This is a genomic window from Streptomyces sp. NPDC048436 (genome assembly GCF_043200355.1).
In the GTDB taxonomy this organism is placed as follows: Bacteria; Actinomycetota; Actinomycetes; order Streptomycetales; family Streptomycetaceae; genus Streptomyces.
In genome coordinates this window covers 105,757-124,080 of the sequence record NZ_JBICXP010000008.1, presented here as the reverse complement: position 1 = coordinate 124,080, position 18,324 = coordinate 105,757, and the positions used below count along the sequence as shown (strand labels likewise).

The 18,324-nt window shown below is 67.3% G+C and carries 13 protein-coding genes and 1 pseudogene; 9 read left to right on the top strand and 5 right to left on the bottom strand.

Translation table 11 applies throughout. The features are described 5' to 3' along the window. Window positions 1–44: 44 nt before the first annotated feature. The 7 genes from ACGFX9_RS26560 to ACGFX9_RS26530 all read left to right on the top strand — a co-directional run bounded on the left by ACGFX9_RS26560 (window position 45) and on the right by ACGFX9_RS26530 (window position 7,915). Entirely contained in the window at window positions 45–962 is a 918-nt protein-coding gene (locus ACGFX9_RS26560; RefSeq protein ID WP_393476883.1) for a hypothetical protein, read from the top strand. Window positions 963–1,168: 206 nt separating this feature from the next. After that, the gene (locus ACGFX9_RS26555) at window positions 1,169–2,038 is read left to right on the top strand and encodes a 3-hydroxyacyl-CoA dehydrogenase family protein (protein ID WP_393476881.1); all 870 of its coding nucleotides are present in this window, start codon (window positions 1,169–1,171) and stop codon (window positions 2,036–2,038) included. A 563-nt stretch (window positions 2,039–2,601) separates the two neighbouring features. After that, window positions 2,602–3,540, top strand: a complete 939-nt coding sequence (locus tag ACGFX9_RS26550; RefSeq protein WP_393476878.1) for a Dyp-type peroxidase — start codon at window positions 2,602–2,604, stop codon at window positions 3,538–3,540. Between the two features lie 321 nt (window positions 3,541–3,861). Beyond that, window positions 3,862–6,405 (top strand): ATP-dependent Clp protease ATP-binding subunit, encoded by a 2,544-nt coding sequence (locus tag ACGFX9_RS26545; protein WP_393476876.1) that lies wholly within the window; start codon window positions 3,862–3,864, stop codon window positions 6,403–6,405. A 100-nt stretch (window positions 6,406–6,505) separates the two neighbouring features. Beyond that, a complete protein-coding gene (locus ACGFX9_RS26540; RefSeq protein WP_393476873.1) occupies window positions 6,506–6,808 on the top strand; it encodes a hypothetical protein in 303 nt (100 codons plus the stop codon). 42 nt (window positions 6,809–6,850) lie between these two features. After that, complete coding sequence (locus ACGFX9_RS26535; protein ID WP_393476871.1) at window positions 6,851–7,375, top strand: FABP family protein; 525 nt, start codon at window positions 6,851–6,853, stop codon at window positions 7,373–7,375. A gap of 75 nt (window positions 7,376–7,450) precedes the next feature. Further along, entirely contained in the window at window positions 7,451–7,915 is a 465-nt protein-coding gene (locus ACGFX9_RS26530) for a GreA/GreB family elongation factor (protein WP_393476869.1), read from the top strand. A 99-nt stretch (window positions 7,916–8,014) separates the two neighbouring features. Here the strand turns inward: ACGFX9_RS26530 and ACGFX9_RS26525 are convergent, their stop codons facing one another. The 5 genes from ACGFX9_RS26525 to ACGFX9_RS26505 form a co-directional block, all read right to left on the bottom strand. Next, window positions 8,015–9,241 (bottom strand): PucR family transcriptional regulator, encoded by a 1,227-nt coding sequence (locus ACGFX9_RS26525; RefSeq protein ID WP_393476867.1) that lies wholly within the window; start codon window positions 9,239–9,241, stop codon window positions 8,015–8,017. A 65-nt stretch (window positions 9,242–9,306) separates the two neighbouring features. Beyond that, complete coding sequence (locus ACGFX9_RS26520; protein ID WP_393476865.1) at window positions 9,307–9,939, bottom strand: DUF1345 domain-containing protein; 633 nt, start codon at window positions 9,937–9,939, stop codon at window positions 9,307–9,309. Window positions 9,940–9,991: 52 nt separating this feature from the next. Next, window positions 9,992–10,600 (bottom strand): thioredoxin domain-containing protein, encoded by a 609-nt coding sequence (locus ACGFX9_RS26515; protein WP_393476863.1) that lies wholly within the window; start codon window positions 10,598–10,600, stop codon window positions 9,992–9,994. 1,047 nt (window positions 10,601–11,647) lie between these two features. Continuing rightward, window positions 11,648–13,960: an FdhF/YdeP family oxidoreductase gene (locus ACGFX9_RS26510; protein WP_393476860.1), complete on the bottom strand. Its 2,313-nt coding sequence runs from the start codon at window positions 13,958–13,960 to the stop codon at window positions 11,648–11,650. A gap of 282 nt (window positions 13,961–14,242) precedes the next feature. Next, window positions 14,243–15,676 (bottom strand): threonine/serine exporter family protein, encoded by a 1,434-nt coding sequence (locus tag ACGFX9_RS26505; RefSeq protein ID WP_393476856.1) that lies wholly within the window; start codon window positions 15,674–15,676, stop codon window positions 14,243–14,245. A 120-nt stretch (window positions 15,677–15,796) separates the two neighbouring features. Here ACGFX9_RS26505 and ACGFX9_RS26500 point away from each other — a divergent pair, with 120 nt between their 5' ends. Together ACGFX9_RS26500 and ACGFX9_RS26495 are read left to right on the top strand one after the other, a co-directional pair. Continuing rightward, window positions 15,797–16,114 (top strand): transposase, encoded by a 318-nt coding sequence (locus ACGFX9_RS26500; protein ID WP_393476853.1) that lies wholly within the window; start codon window positions 15,797–15,799, stop codon window positions 16,112–16,114. 311 nt (window positions 16,115–16,425) lie between these two features. Beyond that, window positions 16,426–17,195: pseudogene (locus ACGFX9_RS26495) on the top strand (transposase family protein). The last annotated feature ends 1,129 nt before the right edge of the window (window positions 17,196–18,324 follow it).

Here is an 18,324-nt window from a genome sequence, read left to right as displayed (position 1 = left end):
ACACCAAGAACAAGCAAGAACAAGCAACGACAAGGACGACCGCCGTGTCGAAAGAACTACTGGCATTGCACGTGGCATCCGGGAAGGTGCTGAAGGTCAGCCTCCCGGACGGCCGGGTACATACGCTCCTGCACGACGCGGGCGCCGCTCCGGACGGCATCGTCGTGGACTCAGGCGTCGTCTACTGGACCACCATGGGGGCTCCACTGGTCGACCCTGAGAACCCCGGCGAGACCGGTCAGGATTTCTCTCGCCGCAACGGCGGCGTCCACGCCGTGAGCCTGGATGACGGCTCGCGACGCGACGTGGTCCCGACCGGAGCGATGACGACCGGCAAACAGCTGACCAGTGACGGTGCCGGCACGCTGTACTGGGGCGACCGCGAGGGGCATCGGATCAGCCGGGTCCAAGTGGACGGCAGCGGTCTGACCGATCTCGTGGTGAACCCCGCCGAGGACGGCATCATGGCCGAGTGCGTCGGCGTGGCGGTCGACCCCGCTCGCGGACACCTGTACTGGACGCAGAAGGGGCCGGCCAAGGGCGGCAAGGGTCGGATCCTTCGCGCCGGCCTTGACATCCCCGTCGGCGAGACAGCCGAGAACCGCTCCGACGTCGAGGTGCTCTGGCAGGACCTGCCCGAGCCCATCGACCTCCACCTCGATGGCGACTGGCTCTACTGGACCGACCGGGGCGCACCGCCCGATGGCAACACGCTCAACCGGGCGCCCGTTCCTGAGCACGGCACGACAGGGCAGCCACCCGAGATCATCGCGGACGGTTTCACCGAGGCGATCGGCCTCGCCCTCGACAGCCGGGAGGGCATTGCCTACGTCTCGGACCTCGGCGGTCACATCCGGGCCGTGCCCCTGCCCGACGGCCCCGCAGCCGGACAGGAACCACGCGAGATCGCCGCGCTGCCATACCCGTTGACCGGCCTGTGCCTCCTGCCCGAGAAGCCCTGACAACCGGAGTCCCACGAGCCCGGACACATCACCGGCCCCGGACCAATGTCCAGCAGTCACACCGGGTCGTCCGGCCTGCCTGTCGTACTGGTCTGAATGGACCACCCGAGTCGTTCGGTGATGAGGTCCACCGAATGGTGAGAGGGGCGAGTTGGCCCCGCCTCGACGGATCCCATTGGCCTCATTACCCCAGAAAGAGAACTGAGATGGTCTTCACCCTCCCCACGGACATCCAGAACCGGCCGGTCGCCGTCATCGGCGCCGGCACCCTCGGCCGACGGATCGCCCTGATGTTCGCCACACGGGGCGGACTCGTACGGATCTACGACAAGTCACGACAGGCCGACGAGGCGGCGCTGGCCTACGTCGAGAAGCACGTGGCCGAGATCGCGGCAAGGGTCGAGGGCGGAAAGCCTGGCCAGGTCACGGTCACCCATGACCTGGCCGAGGCCCTGCTCGACGCCTGGCTGGTCGTGGAGGCGATCCCGGAACGACTGGACCTCAAGAAGGAGATCTTCGGGGAACTGGACCAGGCGGCCCAGCCGGACACCATCCTGGCCAGCAACTCCTCGTCGTACGCCACCAGTGAGTTCATCGACCATGTCGAACACCCCGAGCGCGTACTGAACATGCACTTCTACATGCCGCCGCAGCAGAACGCGATCGACCTCATGTCCGACGGACACACCGACCCCGGCATCCTCGACCTGCTCACGCGCGAACTGCCGCGCTTCGGCATCTTCCCCTTCGTGGCGCACAAGGAGTCCACGGGCTTCATCTTCAACCGCGTCTGGGCCGCCATCAAGCGTGAGGCGCTGGAGGTCGTGGCCGAGGGGGTCTCCACGCCTGAGGACGTGGACGAGATGTGGAAGATCAATACGGGGCTGGGGACCGGGCCCTTCCGAATGATGGATCAGGTCGGCCTGGACGTCGTCCTGGACATCGAGAACCACTACGCACAGGAACGCCCCTATCTGCCCGCGGGCCCCAGGGAGCTGCTGAAGAAGTACGTGGACGCCGGCCACCTGGGCGTGAAGTCCGGTCAGGGCTTCTACACGTACGACCAACCGAGTTGACGCGGGCGACGAGGATGGTCCGGGGGGCCGGGCTATCAGTCCTCTCGGCCCTATACAGCTCCCGTCCATTGCCGTCAACGCTGGATGACGCTGCCGATCCGCTGAGTGGGCTACGGCACCAATGGGGCGGGTTACCGGGACGGCGGGGCCCTGAGGGATGCTTCGGCATGGCAGTGGACCCTCTCCCTGAGCACCTGTATTGGGCCCAGAAAGGGCTGGCTAAGGGCGGCGAGGGCCGGCCGGAACCGTGGGTCGCGGTACCGACGGCGGTCTGGCCCGCTTCGGATCGGGCACACGGCCCCAGCCGCCGCAGGCGCTCTGGAAGCGGAAGCCGACGCTGGATCCCCGGACCGTTGTACGGCGCTCCATAGGCTTTTGTTGGCTTCACCAACGCTTGGTTGTACGCGAGTGGATCCCGAGCGAATTGCGTCGGAATGCAGCAGGATTGATGGTGCGTCGCAGCCGGGCCAGCGATCGAGGTGGCCTGCTGTCACGCGACGTCGCAGGGCGAGCCTGTAGCCCCCACTCGCCACCTACGCGAAGAACACGGAGGACTGACTTCTGTGGTCGAGACGCAGCCCGTGATTGTCCCGCCGGCCCAAGCCACCGTCTTCCTTGTCGCCACCCTCTCTCCCGGTGGTGAGGACACGGTGCGCGGCCTCCTCGAGGATGTCGCGGGCCTGCGGCGTTCCGTGGCGTTCCGCGCCCCGAGCGATGAGCTCACGTGCGTGGTGGGCATCGGTTCGGCGGCTTGGGACCGGCTCTTCGACGGACCACCGCCCCAACGCCTGCATCCGTTCGTGGAGTTGAACGGCGAGCGGCACTGCGCCCCTTCCACCCCCGGCGACTTGCTCTTTCATGTAAGGGCCCGACGTATGGACCTCTGCTTCGAGTTGTCCCGACTGCTCGGGGAGCGACTGCGCGGAGCCGCCTCCGTGGTGGACGAGGTGCATGCCTTCAAGTATTTCGACGAGCGTGATCTGCTCGGCTTCGTGGACGGCAGCGAGAACCCCGAGGGGCAGGTCGCCACCGAGGCCGCCTTCATCGGGGATGAGGACCCCGAGTTCGCAGGGGGCAGCTATGTGACGATCCAGAAGTACCTGCATGACCTGGTGGCTTGGAACGAACTGCCCGCGGCCGAACAGGACAAGGCCATCGGGCGGCGCAAGTCGGACAATGTCGAGTTGCCCGATGACGTCAAGCCCGAGGACTCCCACGTCGCGCTGAACACCATCACCGACGAGAAGGGCAACGAACGTAAGATCGTGCGCGAGAACATGCCGTTCGGGCAGGTCGGCCGCGGCGAGTTCGGCACCTTCTTCATCGGGTACTCGCGCACCCCTGATGTGACCGAGCAAATGCTGCGGAACATGTTCATCGGCCGACGCCCAGGAGTGCACGACAGGCTCCTCGATTTCTCGACTGCCGTAACCGGGTGTCTTTTCTACGTTCCGACTGCCGACTTCCTGGACGACCTGCCCGCCGTGCCTCCGCGGGCGTGACCGCACAGCTGTGTCATGCGCAGCGCCTGGTGGAGATGGTGCACGCCGGCCTGAAGCCACTCCTGCCGGAACTGCGGAGGCAGCTCCATCCCCTGGTGCATGCTCGGAAGGCTAAAGGGGCGTTCCATCATTCCATTGTCAACGCGGTATACGCCGCACCATTGAGTGGATGCATTCTTGTATGGGCACACAGAACCTCTTGTGACCAACACCAGAGCTGGAGGCTCATATCAATGGTGGGCGCCGTGCCGCAGAAGTCCGCTTGCGGTGCAGCAGGTGTGGCGGTTGGGTGGAGGAAAACACCGCGCACCAGGAGTTGCCATGTCGATGTCGTCGTTCGGCTTTGGTTCGTCGGATCCGTTCAGCGAGATGTTGAATCGGTTTTTTGGTATGTCACCGGCCTCATCGCCGCCGGCCATGCAGCGTGTACCCATCGGGCGGCTATTGACCGAGTCGTCGCAGGAACTCCTCAACCTGGCGGCTCAGCGGGCTGCCCAGGACGGGACGTCCGACCTCGACACGGAGCATCTTCTGTGGGCGACCACCAAGGTCGATCCTGCTCGACGGATTCTCGCGCAGGCGGGCGTCGAACCGGACACCCTCGCGGCCGAGATTGTCAAGGTCCTTCCTCAGGAATCGAGCGAGCCGTCCGCCGAGCCCGGACTCACGCCGGCGGCCAAGCGCACGCTTGCCACCGCCTATGCCCATTCACAGGCGGCGGGAGTGTCCTACATCGGTCCCGAGCACATCCTCAGTGCGCTCCTTGACGACAGCGACACGGGCGCGGCCAAACTGCTGCGGGCCGACGGCCTGGACCGGAAGAAGCTCTCGGGCCTCACCGACCAGGCGGCTCGTGCGGACGGTGCCCCAGCCGGGCAGAAGCAGCCCTCCACGACTCTGGACGAGTTCGGCCGGGACCTGACGGAAGAGGCGAAGGCCGGCAGGCTCGACCCGGTCGTCGGACGGGCCGAGGAGATCGAGCAGACCATCGAGATCCTCTCGCGCAGGTCCAAGAACAACCCCGTACTCATCGGTGAGCCCGGCGTGGGCAAGACCGCGATCGTCGAGGGTCTGGCGCAGAGCATCGTGGCCGGGGAAGTCCCCGACACGCTGAAGGACAAGCGGGTCGTCTCCCTGGACCTGTCCGGGATGGTGGCAGGCGCGCAGTACCGAGGGCAGTTCGAGGAGCGCCTGAAGAAGGTCATCGAGGACGTCCAGAAGGCAAGCGGCGACATCATCCTGTTCATCGACGAACTCCACACGGTCGTCGGGGCCGGCGCGACGGGCGAGGGATCGATGGACGCGGGCAACATGCTCAAGCCCGCACTCGCGCGCGGCGAGCTCCACGTGGTGGGTGCGACGACCATCGACGAGTACCGCAAGCACGTGGAGAAGGACGCCGCGCTCGAGCGCCGCTTCCAGCCCGTACTGGTTCCCGAGCCGACGGTCGAGGAGACGGTGCAGATCCTGGAGGGGCTGCGCGACGCGTACGAAGCCCACCACCAAGTCCGTTTCGCCGACGGGGCGTTGGCGGCAGCGGCGGAACTGTCCGATCGCTATATCAGCGACCGTTTCCTGCCCGACAAGGCCATCGACCTGATGGACCAGGCCGGAGCCCGTGTACGACTGCGCAGCGCGGGCCGCTCCACCGAGGTGGTCAGCCGTGAGGACCGGATCGCCAAGCTGCGCCGTGAGCTGGACCAGGCCGTATCCGCGGAGGAATTCGACAGGGCCTCGGAGCTGAAGCGGCAGATCGCCGAGGCGCAGGGCGAGCTCGCGGGTGTCGAGGAGCGCCGCGAGGGCGTTGTCTCGGTCACGGCGAACGACATCGCGGACATCGTCTCCCGCCGTACCGGCATCCCCGTCTCGCAGCTCACCGCCAGCGAGAAGGAGAAGCTCCTCAAACTCGAAGACGAGATGCACGACAGGATCGTCGGCCAGGACGAGGCGGTCACCGCGGTCTCGCAGGCGGTACGCCGAAACCGCGCCGGTATGGGCGACCCGAACCGTCCCGTGGGGTCATTCCTCTTCCTGGGCCCGACGGGTGTCGGCAAGACGGAACTGGCCAAGACGCTCGCAGAGCTGCTCTTCGGCGAAGAGGACCGCATGGTCCGCTTCGACATGAGCGAGTTCCAGGAGAAGCACACGGTCGCCCGGCTCGTCGGGGCCCCTCCGGGCTACGTCGGCTACGAGGAGGCGGGCCAGCTGACCGAGAAGGTCCGGCGCCAGCCGTACAGCGTGGTGCTGTTCGACGAGGTGGAGAAGGCCCACCCCGACGTCTTCAACACGCTGCTGCAGATCCTCGACGACGGGCGTCTGACAGATGGTCAGGGCCGCACGGTCGACTTCCGGCACTGCGTCGTCATCATGACGTCCAACATCGGTGCGCACCGCATCCTGGAACACCAGGGCGACACGTCCGAGCTCAAGGACGAGTTGATGGGCGACCTGCGGTCCAGGTTCCTGCCCGAGTTCCTCAACCGCATCGACGACATCATCATCTTCCACAGCCTCACCGAGGACGATCTGGCGAAGATCGTGGACCACTTGCTCGACCAGAGTGAACACCGGGTGCGCGCGCAGGGCCTCAACCTTGAGGTCACGGAATCCGCGAAGAAACTGCTCATCGCCCATGGCTATCAGCCGGAGTTCGGCGCCCGCCCTCTGCGGCGCACGATCCAGGGGGAGCTCGACAACCGGATCGCCTCCCTCCTGCTCAGTGGCGAGGCCGACCCCGGGGACACGATCGTCGCCGATGTACAAGCCGACACGCTTCACTGCACGGTGCGCAGGGGGCGGCCCGACGCAGGCGAGGACGAGGACTCCGCGGACACCGCCGATACGTCGACTACATCCGACGCCTGACGCGGGCAGTCCTGCATCCGCTTCCCTCGGAGGCAGGTGCAATGCCGGTCAGGACGCCCGGGCGCAGCGGCGCCCGGGCGCTCACCTCAAGGAGGGAACGATGGTGCATCACCACAAGTCCAACAAGCAGGTTGAGAAGTCCACCGAGCAGGTCGAGAAGGGGCGGGGCAGCGGCCATGGCCGCGGTATGCCCCGACGGCCCGACGAAGCAGAACTCGACAGACGGACCGAGGAAGACCGACGCGAAGTCGGACTGCCCGCAGATGTGCCTGAGGCCCCCACCAAGCAGTACGAGGAAGCCGATGCGGAGGTCGATCGGCAGGCCGACCGAGGCGAGATGCCGACGGGCACCGCCCCGAAGAAGGAACGCGATCCGTTCCCTCCCTCCGACTACGAGAGCTGAGGCGCGCCGCGCGTTCGGATACCCCAGCGGCAGGAGTTACCCGTGATCGAGATTCCTTCCGACCTCGAGCCCGCCCTCGTCCCCCTCGCCTTCCTCCTGGGCACCTGGGAGGGGGCAGGAGTGCATGAATTCCCCGGCTCCGAGAAGTGCAACTTCGGGCAGGAGATGCACTTCACGCATGACGGCCGCGACGTGCTCCAGTACCTGTCGCGTACGTGGGTACTTGACGGGGACGGTTCGCTGGTCCGCCCGCTGGAGACGGAGTCCGGTTTCTGGCGCATCGGCGAGGACCGCAAGGTGGAAGCAGTGTTGGTCCGTAACGAGGGAGTCGCCGAGGTCTGGTACGGCGAACTCGCGGACAAGAAGCCGCAGATCGACCTCGTCACCGACACCGTCGCGCGTACCGTGAAGTCCGCTCCGTACACCGGCGGAAAGCGGCTCTACGGCCTCGTCGGCGGAGACCTGATGTGGGTCGGAGAAAAGCAGACCCCCGAGGTGGAGTTGAGGCCCTACATGTCAGCGCAGCTGAAGCGGGTCGTTGCTGCTCAGGAGTCGGCGGCTCCGTGAGTCAGATACAGGTGACTCGCTCACCCAGCCAATGGTGCCCATAGAGACACCGGACTCGACACAGCGGGAGCCCCCATGACCGGTCAGCCGGAGCCAATCAGTGACACCGCCCGTCGCGCTCTGGAGCAAGAGCTGGACGGACTACGCGAAGAACGCGCCAAGGTCGCGTCAACCTTGCGCGACGTCGACTACGAGGGCGACCGCGCCGACCAGGCCGACGAGTTGGAGCGTTCCAATGACCTCGGGCACCTGGACGCCCGTATCAGCGAGATCATGCTGCGGCTCCGTCAGGCAGACGAGGCGGGCCCGCCCTCCGGCGATGTCGTGGGCGTGGGCAGCACGGTCACCGTGCGCTTCTCCGACGGCACCTCCCAGACGATGCAGATCGGTGAGGTCGCCGAACCGCTGGACCGGACCGAGGTGACGGAAGACAGCCCACTCGGTCGTGCGCTTCTCGGCCGTGGTGTCGGGGACTCGGTGGCCTACCAAACGCCCGACGGCCAGGCTCGCGCGACCGTCGTGTCTCTCGGCAAGGGCTGATCCAGCTCCAGGGTGCGCACGGCCCCCCAGTCCAGCCCGTCGCCGACAACGCGTTGGGCGGGCGCTGCGTGAGTTCACCGTCGGACAGCTGCTCGCGGGTCAGGACCAGTCGCTGGGCTTGAGGCGGACCGCGTCCGCCGCCGTGACCAGTTCGGCCAGGGCCCGCGGGTCGCTGAGCGAGCGGCCTGTGAGGTCGCGGAGTCGGTTCAAGCGGTACCGCACCGTGTTGGGGTGGCAGTGCAGGGCGCGTCCGGCACGGTCGGCGGATCCGGCGTGGTCGACGAAGGCATGCAGAGTGTGCAGGAGCGCGTCGCGGTCCTCCGGCGGCAGGTCGAGCACCGGGCCGAGCACATCCTTGGCCAGACGCCGTCCTTCGTCAGGATCGTAGGCGATCAATGCGGCGAGCGGGCTGGGGCTGAACACGCTGACCTCTGCCTTGCCGGGCGCAATCTCGGCGAGCGCGCAACGGGCGAGGTGCAGGGCACGCGGCGTCTCGGCGAGGGAGGAGTGCATGGGGCTCACGCCCGTGCGGGCGGCGGCCGTGGCGTTCAGCGCGGCCAGGATGGCGTCTCGTTGCTCGTCGCGCAGGGCGATCACGCCAGTCTGGAGGGTGGGGGTGAGTTGCCAGGCCGAGACGACACCGATCTCCGCGAGGCGGTGCTCCACGCCGGGCAAGCTCTCCTCAGCGAGGCCGGCGGTTTCCGCGGCCACCACCATCAGCTGCGCGTCGAGTGGCAGGCCGAGCAGTTTCCCGACTTCCCATGCACCAGCCCCGAGCACCAACTGTCCCGTGAACAGCGCCTCGACCAAGGCGGACCGCCGTCGTTGCTGAGCGGTCAGCATCTCCGCTGTAGCGGCGCGATACGCCTCTGTGAGCGCGAGCGCGTGCTCGTCGGAGAGCCGCCACAACGTGCTCGACGCGTCGATCAGCGCGTCCACGGCCCCCGGTCGGGCATTGCTACGGGCACGGTCGAGCAGCAGGTCCCAGAGCATTGCGCACCCAATGCGATAGCAGTGCAGCACCTCGGGCAGCGGAGCCCGCTGCTGTGCACGGCGTCGTCCCGTCTCGGAGGGCGCCGCAAGATCGGGCGTGTGATCCGGGTCTTTGAGACCGTTGACAATGAACTGCAGGTTGAGCGCGATGGAGTGATGCAGATCGTCGTGCGAAACGACGTTGCCCTCGTGGTACAGGTCGATACGGTCGCGCGCGGCCGCGCACACGTCATCAATCAACGTGGGTAGCTGCCGCTCGGCCCACGTCGCGAGTTCGGTGAGCGCGGCGATCTGAGCCCTATCGCGTCCATCGCCAGCGATTCGATCAACCATGACTGCTCCCGTCCGACCCCGGAGATGCTACCGGTCGCTGGGGAGCGACAATGCCTTGTTGAACCTCAACCTGCGACAAGGCCCACGACGAAATTGATGGCAGTCGCGAGAATCCCTGTGCCGAAAACATAGGACAGCAGGCAGTGGCGCAGTGCTATCGAACGGATCACCGAGCTGGAGACATTGGTGTCGGACACTTGGTAAGTCATGCCGAGGTTGTAACTGAAGTAAAAGAAGTCCCGGTACGCGGGTGGGGCATCCGAGTTGAAGTCGATCCCACCGGAGGCCGAGTAATAGACGTAGGCATAGCGGGTGGCGTACATCAAGTGCAGGGCAGCCCAGGCCAAGAAGACGCCACCGAGCGCGATGGCAGCACCCACGTGTCCGAAGCCGGACGCACCGACCAGTAGCAGAAGGACGATGGCCACCAGCCCGCACAACGCGACCGCCACCACGACGAGTTCATCGGTGACGGGGCGGAAATCCTCACGCCGGGCGTCTCGGTTCGTGGTGGCGGCGTCCATCGGCCACAGCACGACCCATCCCGCTACGACGAAGAGCAATTCCGCCGTGGCGATCCCGGCCAGAGCTCCCAACACGGCATCGGTCCCCAAGCCCACAGACACACCGGCCACGGCTCCCAGGGCCACGGCGATCGTCAGCCGGGGCACGGCATTGCGGGGTAACCAGGTGCTCATGCATCACCACGATAGCTGCGTTCTCAGTGATCGGCGCAGTGAAGTATCTGCATCAACCCTCGGTCATTCGGGAGAGTTGCGCCAGGAATTCCTGGGGTGTGAAGGCTGGGCCTCTTTCGAATCCGCCCTCCATTTTCACGACGGGAATCGCTGCGCCGTCGTACCAGACGACCGGCGTTCCCGCCAAGTTGAAGGAAGCGAAAGAGCCGACTGCGTCACCAGCCCAGGACAGATACGTGTCTGCCGTGATCTTGCGGTCGAATTCCGGGGATCGCAGCCCTTCGACGTGGCTCGCCTCCGCCAGCAGGAACGAGGAATCAGAAAAGCTGTCGATCCCGGGAGGGGAGGGCTGTGCGGCGAACAGAGCCGCCAAGTACTCGATGAATTTAGGCTGTCCCACGTCACTCGCCGCGGCAAGTGCGCTCAGCCCACGTAGCGAACCATTGCCGCCGACAACGTCGTCCATCAGCGCCGCGAAGTGGAACTTGACGAGGAACCGGCCCTCGTCGGCGGCCTGGCGCATCGTGCCGAGCAGACTCTCCGCCGTGTGCCCGCTCGCTTGGTCGCGCAGTTCGAGGAACACGTCCAGCGAATGAGGGCTGTCCAGTTCTCCGTAGTAGACAGTGGCACCGTCGGCGCCAGTGGTGTTTGCCGGAGTCATACAACGAGCCTGGCATAGGCGGATGAATAGTACGGCCGGGACCATGATCGGCCCGTGGTGCTCGCGGCGCGGAAAGGGGGAGATGGAGCGGCGCGCCGCCGCTCGGCGGCGGGTAGATGGGCAGGGCCGGTTCGAGGAAATCGGTCGGCCGGGGGGCGCGCCAAGGGAGCAGGGGGATGGCTGTAGCCATGATGGTGGAGCACGCTGAAGAGGACGCGGTGCAGGCGGTCGTCGTGTACGACGGGCGGGTGCTGCTGGTGAAAGAGCTGCACGGCTGGGCGATGCCGTCCTGCACTCCGGAGCCGGTCGAGAAGCCGAGGCCGTCGCGGCGCGTGTCGTCTACGAGCTGGCCGGATACCTCCTCGAGGGCTCGTTCACACTGCGACCGCAGCCGAACGCCCCTGCGGCCATGGTGTGCCAACTGTTGTGCGAACGCGAAGGTCGTCGTCATTCGATCGGGCCCCCGCGGGCGGCCCCGCGTCCCGGTGGTGTAGCTCCCCATGGAGCAGGTAGGCGTGCTGCTCGGTGGCTGCGAGTCCGGTCGGGTCGGTCTCTGGGGCCACAGCTCGCCCGCGTCTGAGTCGCGCATCTCCACCACAGCCCCCACCAGATGCACCTGGGAGTCGGGACCGGCGGCCCGAAGCGTCCGGCCGACGCCTGCTCGGCGGCGTCTGTACGCGAGAGGCGTCCCGGGACGGGGCCTTGGCCGGAAGGAACGGAGCCGGTCACGCCATGGCGTGGGAGCGGGCTCGGACCCTCGCCCGGGGCTGCGCCGGACAACCTCTGCCTGCCCTCACCCGCCCCCTGACAGTGGCGCTTGGCCATGCCCTGGCCGAACCGTTGACGGCGTTCACGGACCTGCCGCCCTTCGACACTTCCGCGATTGCCGCACGTCCCGGAGGCCCTCGGCTCCTCATCCGCCTGCTCGCGGCGCCTGAGACCCCGCTCTCCGGGAGGAGGTGCACGCAGTGGTGGGCGACGACACCGCGCGGGTACCACCGTTCCGTGTGCTGCCCGCAGGGCCGTGAAGCCACCCTCATGCGGCGCTCAGGCGGCAGGCTCGATGGTGACGTTGACGTGTTTCATGATCGGCTGGTCACTCTGGGTGCTGTAGTCGATCAGTGCGCACAAGACGTTCATCTCGGGCATGTAGCCGGCCGTGCAGCCCCGGGGGATGTCGTACGGGATGGCCAGGAAGCCGTTGAGGTGGCGCCGGCTGCCGTCCTTCGCGGTGCTGGTGATGTCGACCGGGTCGAACTCGCCGATGCCGCGCTCGCGCATGTCGGCCTGGTTCATGAAGACGAGCGTGCGCAGGTTCTTGATGCCTCGGTAGCGGTCATTGTCGGAGTAGATCGTGGTGTTCCACTGGTCGTGGGAGCGCATCGTGCCGAGCGCCAGGGTCCCGGGGGCGGGCACGACGTCGGGCAGCGGGGGCGCGGAAAATTCGGCCGCTCCAGAGGGGGTGAGGAAGACCAGCTCGCGCGCCGGTTGCTTGATGCGGAAGCCGAGCGGCAGGCGCACGCGGCGGTTGAAGTCCTCGAAGCCGTCGAGGGCCTGCGCCATGGTGTCGCGGATGCGGTCGTAGTCCTCGATGTACCAGGCCCAGGGAGTGGCGCTGTCGGGCAGGGCGGCGTGTGCCATGCCGGCGATGATCGCGGGCTCGGACAGGAGGCGCGACGAGGCTGGGCGCTTCATGCCGACCGACAGGTGGACCATGCTCATCGAGTCCTCGACGGATGTGCTCTGGACCCCCTTGCGCTGATGGTCCTTCTCGGTGCGGCCGAGACAGGGAAGGATGAGTGCCTGGCGGCCGTGGACAAGGTGGCTGCGGTTCAGCTTGGTGCTCACCTGGACGGTGAGTTCACAGTTGCGCAGGGCCTTGTAGGTGTACGGGGTGTCGGGCGCCGCGAGGGCGAAGTTGCCGCCCATGCCGACGAACACCTTCACATCGCCGCGCTGCATCGCCTGGATGGCGCCGATGGTGTCCAGTCCGTGCTCACGCGGCGGGTCGATCTTGCAGACCTTGGCGAGGCGGTCCAGGAACTCCGGGGGCGGGCGGTGGTCGATGCCGCAGGTCCGGTTGCCCTGGACGTTGCTGTGTCCGCGTACGGGGGAGGGGCCCGCGCCTTCCCGGCCCAGATTGCCGCGCAGCAACAGGAGGTTGACGATCTCCCGGACGGTGTCGACGCCGTGCTCGTGCTGGGTAACACCCAGACACCAGCTGAAGATGCTGCGGTCGGCGTCGCGGTACACCCGCGCCGCCTTGAGGAGGTCGTCACGGCTGACCCCGGACTGTTGCTCGATCTCCTCCCACCTCGTGGCTTCGCACCGGTCCCGGTACTCCTCGAAGCCCGCGGTGTGACGGTCGATGAACTCCTGGTCGAGCGCCTTGGGGTCTGTCTTGGACTGCTCCAGGACGGCCTTGGCCATGCCGCGGATAAGGGCCATGTCGCCGCCGATGCGCGGCTGGAGATTCAGGGTGCTGGTCCGGGTGGCCTTGTTGAGCGCCATGTCCGTGAAGTCGTGCGGGACGATGGTGCGGGTGGCGGCGGCCTCGACCAGGGGATTGATGTGCACGATCTGAGTGCCACGGTCGTACGCCTCTGCGAGTGCCGTGAGCATGCGGGGTGCATTGGAGGCCACGTTGACCCCCATGATGAACAGCGCGTCGGTGGCTTCCCAGTCCTTGAGGTCGACGGTCCCCTTACCCGTGCCAAGGGATGCCGTGAGTGCGCGGCCGCTGGCCTCGTGGCACATGTTGGAGCAGTCCGGCAGGTTGTTCGTGCCCAGTTCGCGGGCCATCAGCTGGTAGAGGAACGTGGCTTCGTTGCCGAGGCGGCCCGAGGTGTAGAACGCGGCCTGGTTCGGGTCGTCCAGGCCGCGCAGCGTACGGCCGACCACCTCGAAGGCGTCCTTCCAGCTGATCGGTACGTAGTGGTCCGTCTGGGGGTCGTAGACCATCGGTTCCGTCAGCCGGCCCTGGTTCTCCAGGGCGTAGTCGCTCCAGCTGTACAGTTCGGTCACCGAGTGGGCGGCGAAGAACTCCCTGCCGACGCGCTTGCGGGTCATCTCCCAGGTGACGTGCTTGATGCCGTTCTCGCAGATGTCGAGGTGCAGACCCTTGGTGTCGTCCGGCCAGGCGCAGCCGGGGCAGTCGAAGCCGCGGTTCTCGTGGTTCATCCGCATGATCGCCCGCGGCCCGTCCACCAATGCGCCCTCACGCACGAGGAATTGCGTCACGCTCTTGGCGGCACCCCAGCCGGCCGCCGGATGGTGATAGGGGTGGAACTCCGGCTCAGCTTTGGGTGTGGGACCAACGCTGGGCTCCAGCTGTTCCTGATCCTCGTTCGACGGGCTCAAGACCCTCACCTTCCGCCACGCGGGAGCGCACCGATGGCCGACGCGTTTTGCTCAGGCTAGACCTGCCGATCACGCCATGCCACTTGATCGTCGCAGTGCCTTTCCGCGCACTCGCGCGCTACTCGCTGCTCGATCGGGCAGGGTCGTGCGATGCGGTGGCTCGGTTCCATCTCTCGTCCAATTGGTGTCCTGGCAGTCCTCCCCGTCGAGACCAAGGCCGCGACCTGCGAACGGGGTGAGCAGGATCTGATCGCGGGGGAGGGCGGGGAGCCCCGCCAGCTGCTAGGACTCGTGGGCGAGGGACTCGGACGCCCTCGCGGGAGCGGAGCGTCGGCCCCACTTGCGTTCGCTGCCCGCCCCGAGTAGCGAGCCAAGGACGGCGCCGACACCGATGGCCGCCACGGACGCCAAGGTCGTCACCAGGTACTGGTGGGCCCCGGGGACGCCGAGGACCAGTTGGAGCATGCTGCGGTACAGGTCGGGGCCGGGCAGCACGCTGCCCGCGATGCCCGGGATCAGCACCGCCCGCGCGGGGACACCGGCGCGCGGCCCGATCGCCGCGGACACCGCGCCCATGGCAGTGGTGGCAAATCCCGTAGCCAGGGGGGCTGACCAGCCCAGTTGGGTCATGCCGAGCATCTTCACACCCGCACCGATCAGCGCCGCCACCACGGCCCAGGGCACCAAGCGAGGCCCGCCGCCCATGAACACGGCATTGCCCAGGGCGCCGACACCGCTGGTGACGAGGGTGAGCCAGACGGGCAGCGTGGCGAGCGTCGTGTTGCGGGCGTCGGTATCCAAGGCCCGCAGCAGGAAGGCGACGACGAGGATGCCTCCCGCCAGTGCGGCGAAGAACATCAGCAGGCTCACCGCGCGGGCCGCCGCCATTGACCGGAAGCCGTCGATCGCGTCCTCGGTGAGGGAAACCACGGTCAGGATCGGCAGCATCAGGATCACATTGGCGGCGACGGTGCTCGCGCCCTCGGGGCCGCTGAGCACCCCGACGTCGATCAGTGTCATGGTGCCCGCCATGAGCAGAGCCGTCTGCGCGGCCGTGACGTAGAACGAGGGCAGCCCCGTGCGGGACAGAACCCACGCGGCGCGGTTGGTGAGGAGGAACAGCAGCGGCGAAAGCAGCGCCGCGCGCACCGTGCCGGACGCCAGCACGCACAGCATGGCCGCGAGCACCGCGCCGCCGCTCAGCGTGAACCACCACGGCCATCGCGTCGGAGCCGACACCAGCCGGTCGAGCGCCGCCTTCGCGTCGGCCGGTGCGTGCCGCTCACCGACAATCCGCACGGTCAGCCGCTCCAGTGCCGTCAGTCGGCTGAGGTCGCGTGTGTCCTCCGACCCCAGGACGATCAGCATCACGACCGGCGCGCGTTTCGGCGGCGCGTACTGAACCTGCAAGGAACGCCCGGAGATGTCGACCTCCAGGTTCTGCATGCCCCACGCGGCCGTCACTGCGACGACAGCCGTCTGGATGTCCCGGGTCGAGGCCCCGGCGAGGAACAGTTCATGTCCCAGCCGCAGCACGAACCGCAGTACGTCTGCCGACGCCCTGTCGTCGAATTCACGCGCTGGCGGGAAGCGGACGTCTTCGTACGCCGTCCCGTACAGGCGGTCCAGCAGGGTCCCTTCGTTCTCCCGCAGCCGGTCCAGCCGCGCTACCCGAGAATGCGCCCGGGCCCGCCACCGCGACAGCGTCCGCCACATCTGCACTCCACCTGCTCGAAGCGTCACTTCCCTCCCACAGCCTCTCCCGGTGCCGTAGTCGGCGCCGCTCGGCTGTCACGGGTGCACACGCGCAGCACTGAGCGCAGGGTGGCTGAGCCTGTGGCTAACCGGATCGGTCAGCTCTCCGAGCAGATCCGGGATATGGACGCTCGTCTGGCCCTCGTGGAATGTCATGCCCTGCAGCTGCTCGAGGTGGTGGGGATCGGTCCGGACACCGCCGTCGCTCTGCTGGTCACCGTGGGGGGCAACCTGGAGCGGCTGGACGGGGAGGCGTCGTTCGCCGCTTTGTGCGGGGTCAGTCCAGTCAAGAGTTCCTCGGGACGCCGACAGGTCCGGCGCCGCGGCGGCGACCGGCAGGCCCGCGCCGCGCTGCACCGCATCGTGTTCACCCGCCTGCGGGTCGACCCGCGCACCTAGAACTACTACGAGCGCCGCATCAAGGAGGGTAAGGCCCGTCGCGAAATCGTCCGTTTCCTCAAACGTTACGCTGCCCGGGAGGTCTTCCACCCGGCCTTCTGTGGCTGCGTTCGTCGCAGCTTTTGTGGTCAGGTCGGCGGCGCGCACCAGACCCGGGGAGTCGGCCAGCTCGTCGCCGAGGATCCACCGGAGCGAGGAGGCGCTGCCCCCGATCCCGCCTCTACAGCTTCGCAGGCGGGGAGGCCGCGTGGCAGTACGGGCGCGTGGCTAAAGCGTGTTGCACAAGGCCGTGAACTGGGCATCTCCGGTGTATGGCTGGGGTGTTGAGGGCTGAGTGCGTGTGGGTGGAGACGTTCACGGGGCTGCGGATGGAGCATGGTCGGCTGCTGAAGGCAGTGCGAGAGCGGGGCGGGAACGGCACCCTGCAGGGTGCCGGCCGTGGTCGTTGCCGCTGGCCGAGCGTGTGCTGGTCGTGGCCGTGTACTACCGCACGAATCTGACCATGCGGCAGCTCGGACCGCTCCGTGGTGTCTCGTCATCGACGGTGTGTCGGGTGATCCAGAGGCTGGGGCCGCTGCTTGCGCTCGAGCCCGTCTCCCGGCCGCAGGATTCGGCGGACCGGTTGTGGATCGTGGACGGCACCCTGGTCCCGGTCCGCGACCGGCATGTCGGCTCCTCGAGCCGCAACTACCGGTTCTCCGCGCACATGCAGGTCATTGTGGATGCCGAGACGCGGCTAGTGATCGCGACGGGTCGGCCGGTGCCGGGCACCACCGCGGACGCCCACGCCTGGCGGGCCTCCGGCTTGGCCGAGCATTGCCAGGGCGTGACCGTCCTGGGCGACGGCACCTACCTCAACTGCGGCATGGTTGTCCCGCACCGCAAACGCCCGCGACGAGACCTGTTGCCGGGCGAGGAGGACGACAACGCCGCCCACCGCAAGGTCCGCGCGAGGGTGGAGCATGTGATCGGCCGGATGAAGAACTACAAGATCCTTCGTGACTGCCGACAGCACGGCGACGGCCTCCACCACGCCGTCCAGGCCGTCGCCCCTATGCACAACCTCGCCCTCGCATTATGACCAGAAGACCGCGATCACGCGCCCTGCCCTGCCCGAACACGGCCTTGTGCAACACGCTTTGCCGGTAGTTCGTTAAAGTCGGCGGTAGAGGTCAATGCTGTGCCCGGTGGTGACCGCTTCGATCAGGGCCTGGAGCTCGGCAGGTGGGTCCTTGTCGGTCCAGGCTCGCCACCATTGGTTGAGGGTGATGGCGGGGGTGAGCCAGGAACGGATGGCTCGTAAGGCCCTGGGCCAGCTGCCGCTGGCCACGGAGTCCCGTGCGTGCTATGTCCGCACTGCCTGCAAGCACTGGGTGGACGAGGACCACGACAGGTGCACCACGCGCGCCGAGGTACTGATCAGCGAGTCCCACACCGAGCCGGTGATCGAGCAGAGGTGCAAGGTCACAGAAGGGAGTTGGTTCTCGTACTACGACGGGAAGACGCTTACGGACCCCAAGGGCTTGGACAGTGACCACATGGTTCCGCTCGCCGAAGTATGGGACTCCGGCGCGTCTGGGTGGACGGCTGCGCACCGCGAGGACTACGCCAACGATGTCGGCCCCGAGCACTCGCTCGTCGCGGTCACGGCGAAGAGAAACCGCAGCAAGGCCGACCAGGACCCCGCCAGTGGCTGCCGCCGCTGGCGGATGCCCGCTGTACCTACGCGGCCGACTGGATCGGCACCAAACTCCGTTGGGGATTGGCGGAGGACAAGACAGAGGCCACGGCGTTGAGCGAGCTGGCAAAGGGCTGCGGTCACCAGCACGTCGAGTACGTGAAGGCGCGTGAGACCCACCGGAGGTGTCTGCCACCGCATCGCGTCCGGTCGAAGCTGACCTTGCAGGTGTCGGCCGGCCAGCGGGCGCCACTGCACGCTGGCGGCCCGTCCATCAGCTCGCCGTCGGCCATCATCTCCCGCGCCGCCCAGCGTGGAGGACTGTCTATAGGGAACGCGACTTCGTGAGTACTGCCTCCTGCGGAAACGTCGGAATCCACGTGCGATGAGCATCCTTGCGATGGCTGATCATGAGCAGAGCTGTCCGCCGGGACGACTTCGGCAGTCACTGCGAGTAAAGGGCCGCGGGCCTGGCCCCGGTATCGGGGCCACCAGCGCTTCGGGGTGCGCCCCAGACGGGGATCCGTTTGCC

What these genes read in the sequence shown, in the direction of transcription:
- ACGFX9_RS26555 (WP_393476881.1), top strand. Translation starts at nt 1,169, where the DNA reads ATGGTCTTCACCCTCCCCACGGACATCCAGAACCGGCCGGTCGCCGTC.
- ACGFX9_RS26525 (WP_393476867.1), bottom strand. Translation starts at nt 9,241, where the DNA reads ATGGTTGATCGAATCGCTGGCGATGGACGCGATAGGGCTCAGATCGCC.
- ACGFX9_RS26505 (WP_393476856.1), bottom strand. Translation starts at nt 15,676, where the DNA reads ATGTGGCGGACGCTGTCGCGGTGGCGGGCCCGGGCGCATTCTCGGGTA.
- ACGFX9_RS26545 (WP_393476876.1), top strand. Translation starts at nt 3,862, where the DNA reads ATGTCGATGTCGTCGTTCGGCTTTGGTTCGTCGGATCCGTTCAGCGAG.
- ACGFX9_RS26520 (WP_393476865.1), bottom strand. Translation starts at nt 9,939, where the DNA reads ATGAGCACCTGGTTACCCCGCAATGCCGTGCCCCGGCTGACGATCGCC.
- ACGFX9_RS26515 (WP_393476863.1), bottom strand. Translation starts at nt 10,600, where the DNA reads ATGACTCCGGCAAACACCACTGGCGCCGACGGTGCCACTGTCTACTAC.
- ACGFX9_RS26540 (WP_393476873.1), top strand. Translation starts at nt 6,506, where the DNA reads ATGGTGCATCACCACAAGTCCAACAAGCAGGTTGAGAAGTCCACCGAG.
- ACGFX9_RS26530 (WP_393476869.1), top strand. Translation starts at nt 7,451, where the DNA reads ATGACCGGTCAGCCGGAGCCAATCAGTGACACCGCCCGTCGCGCTCTG.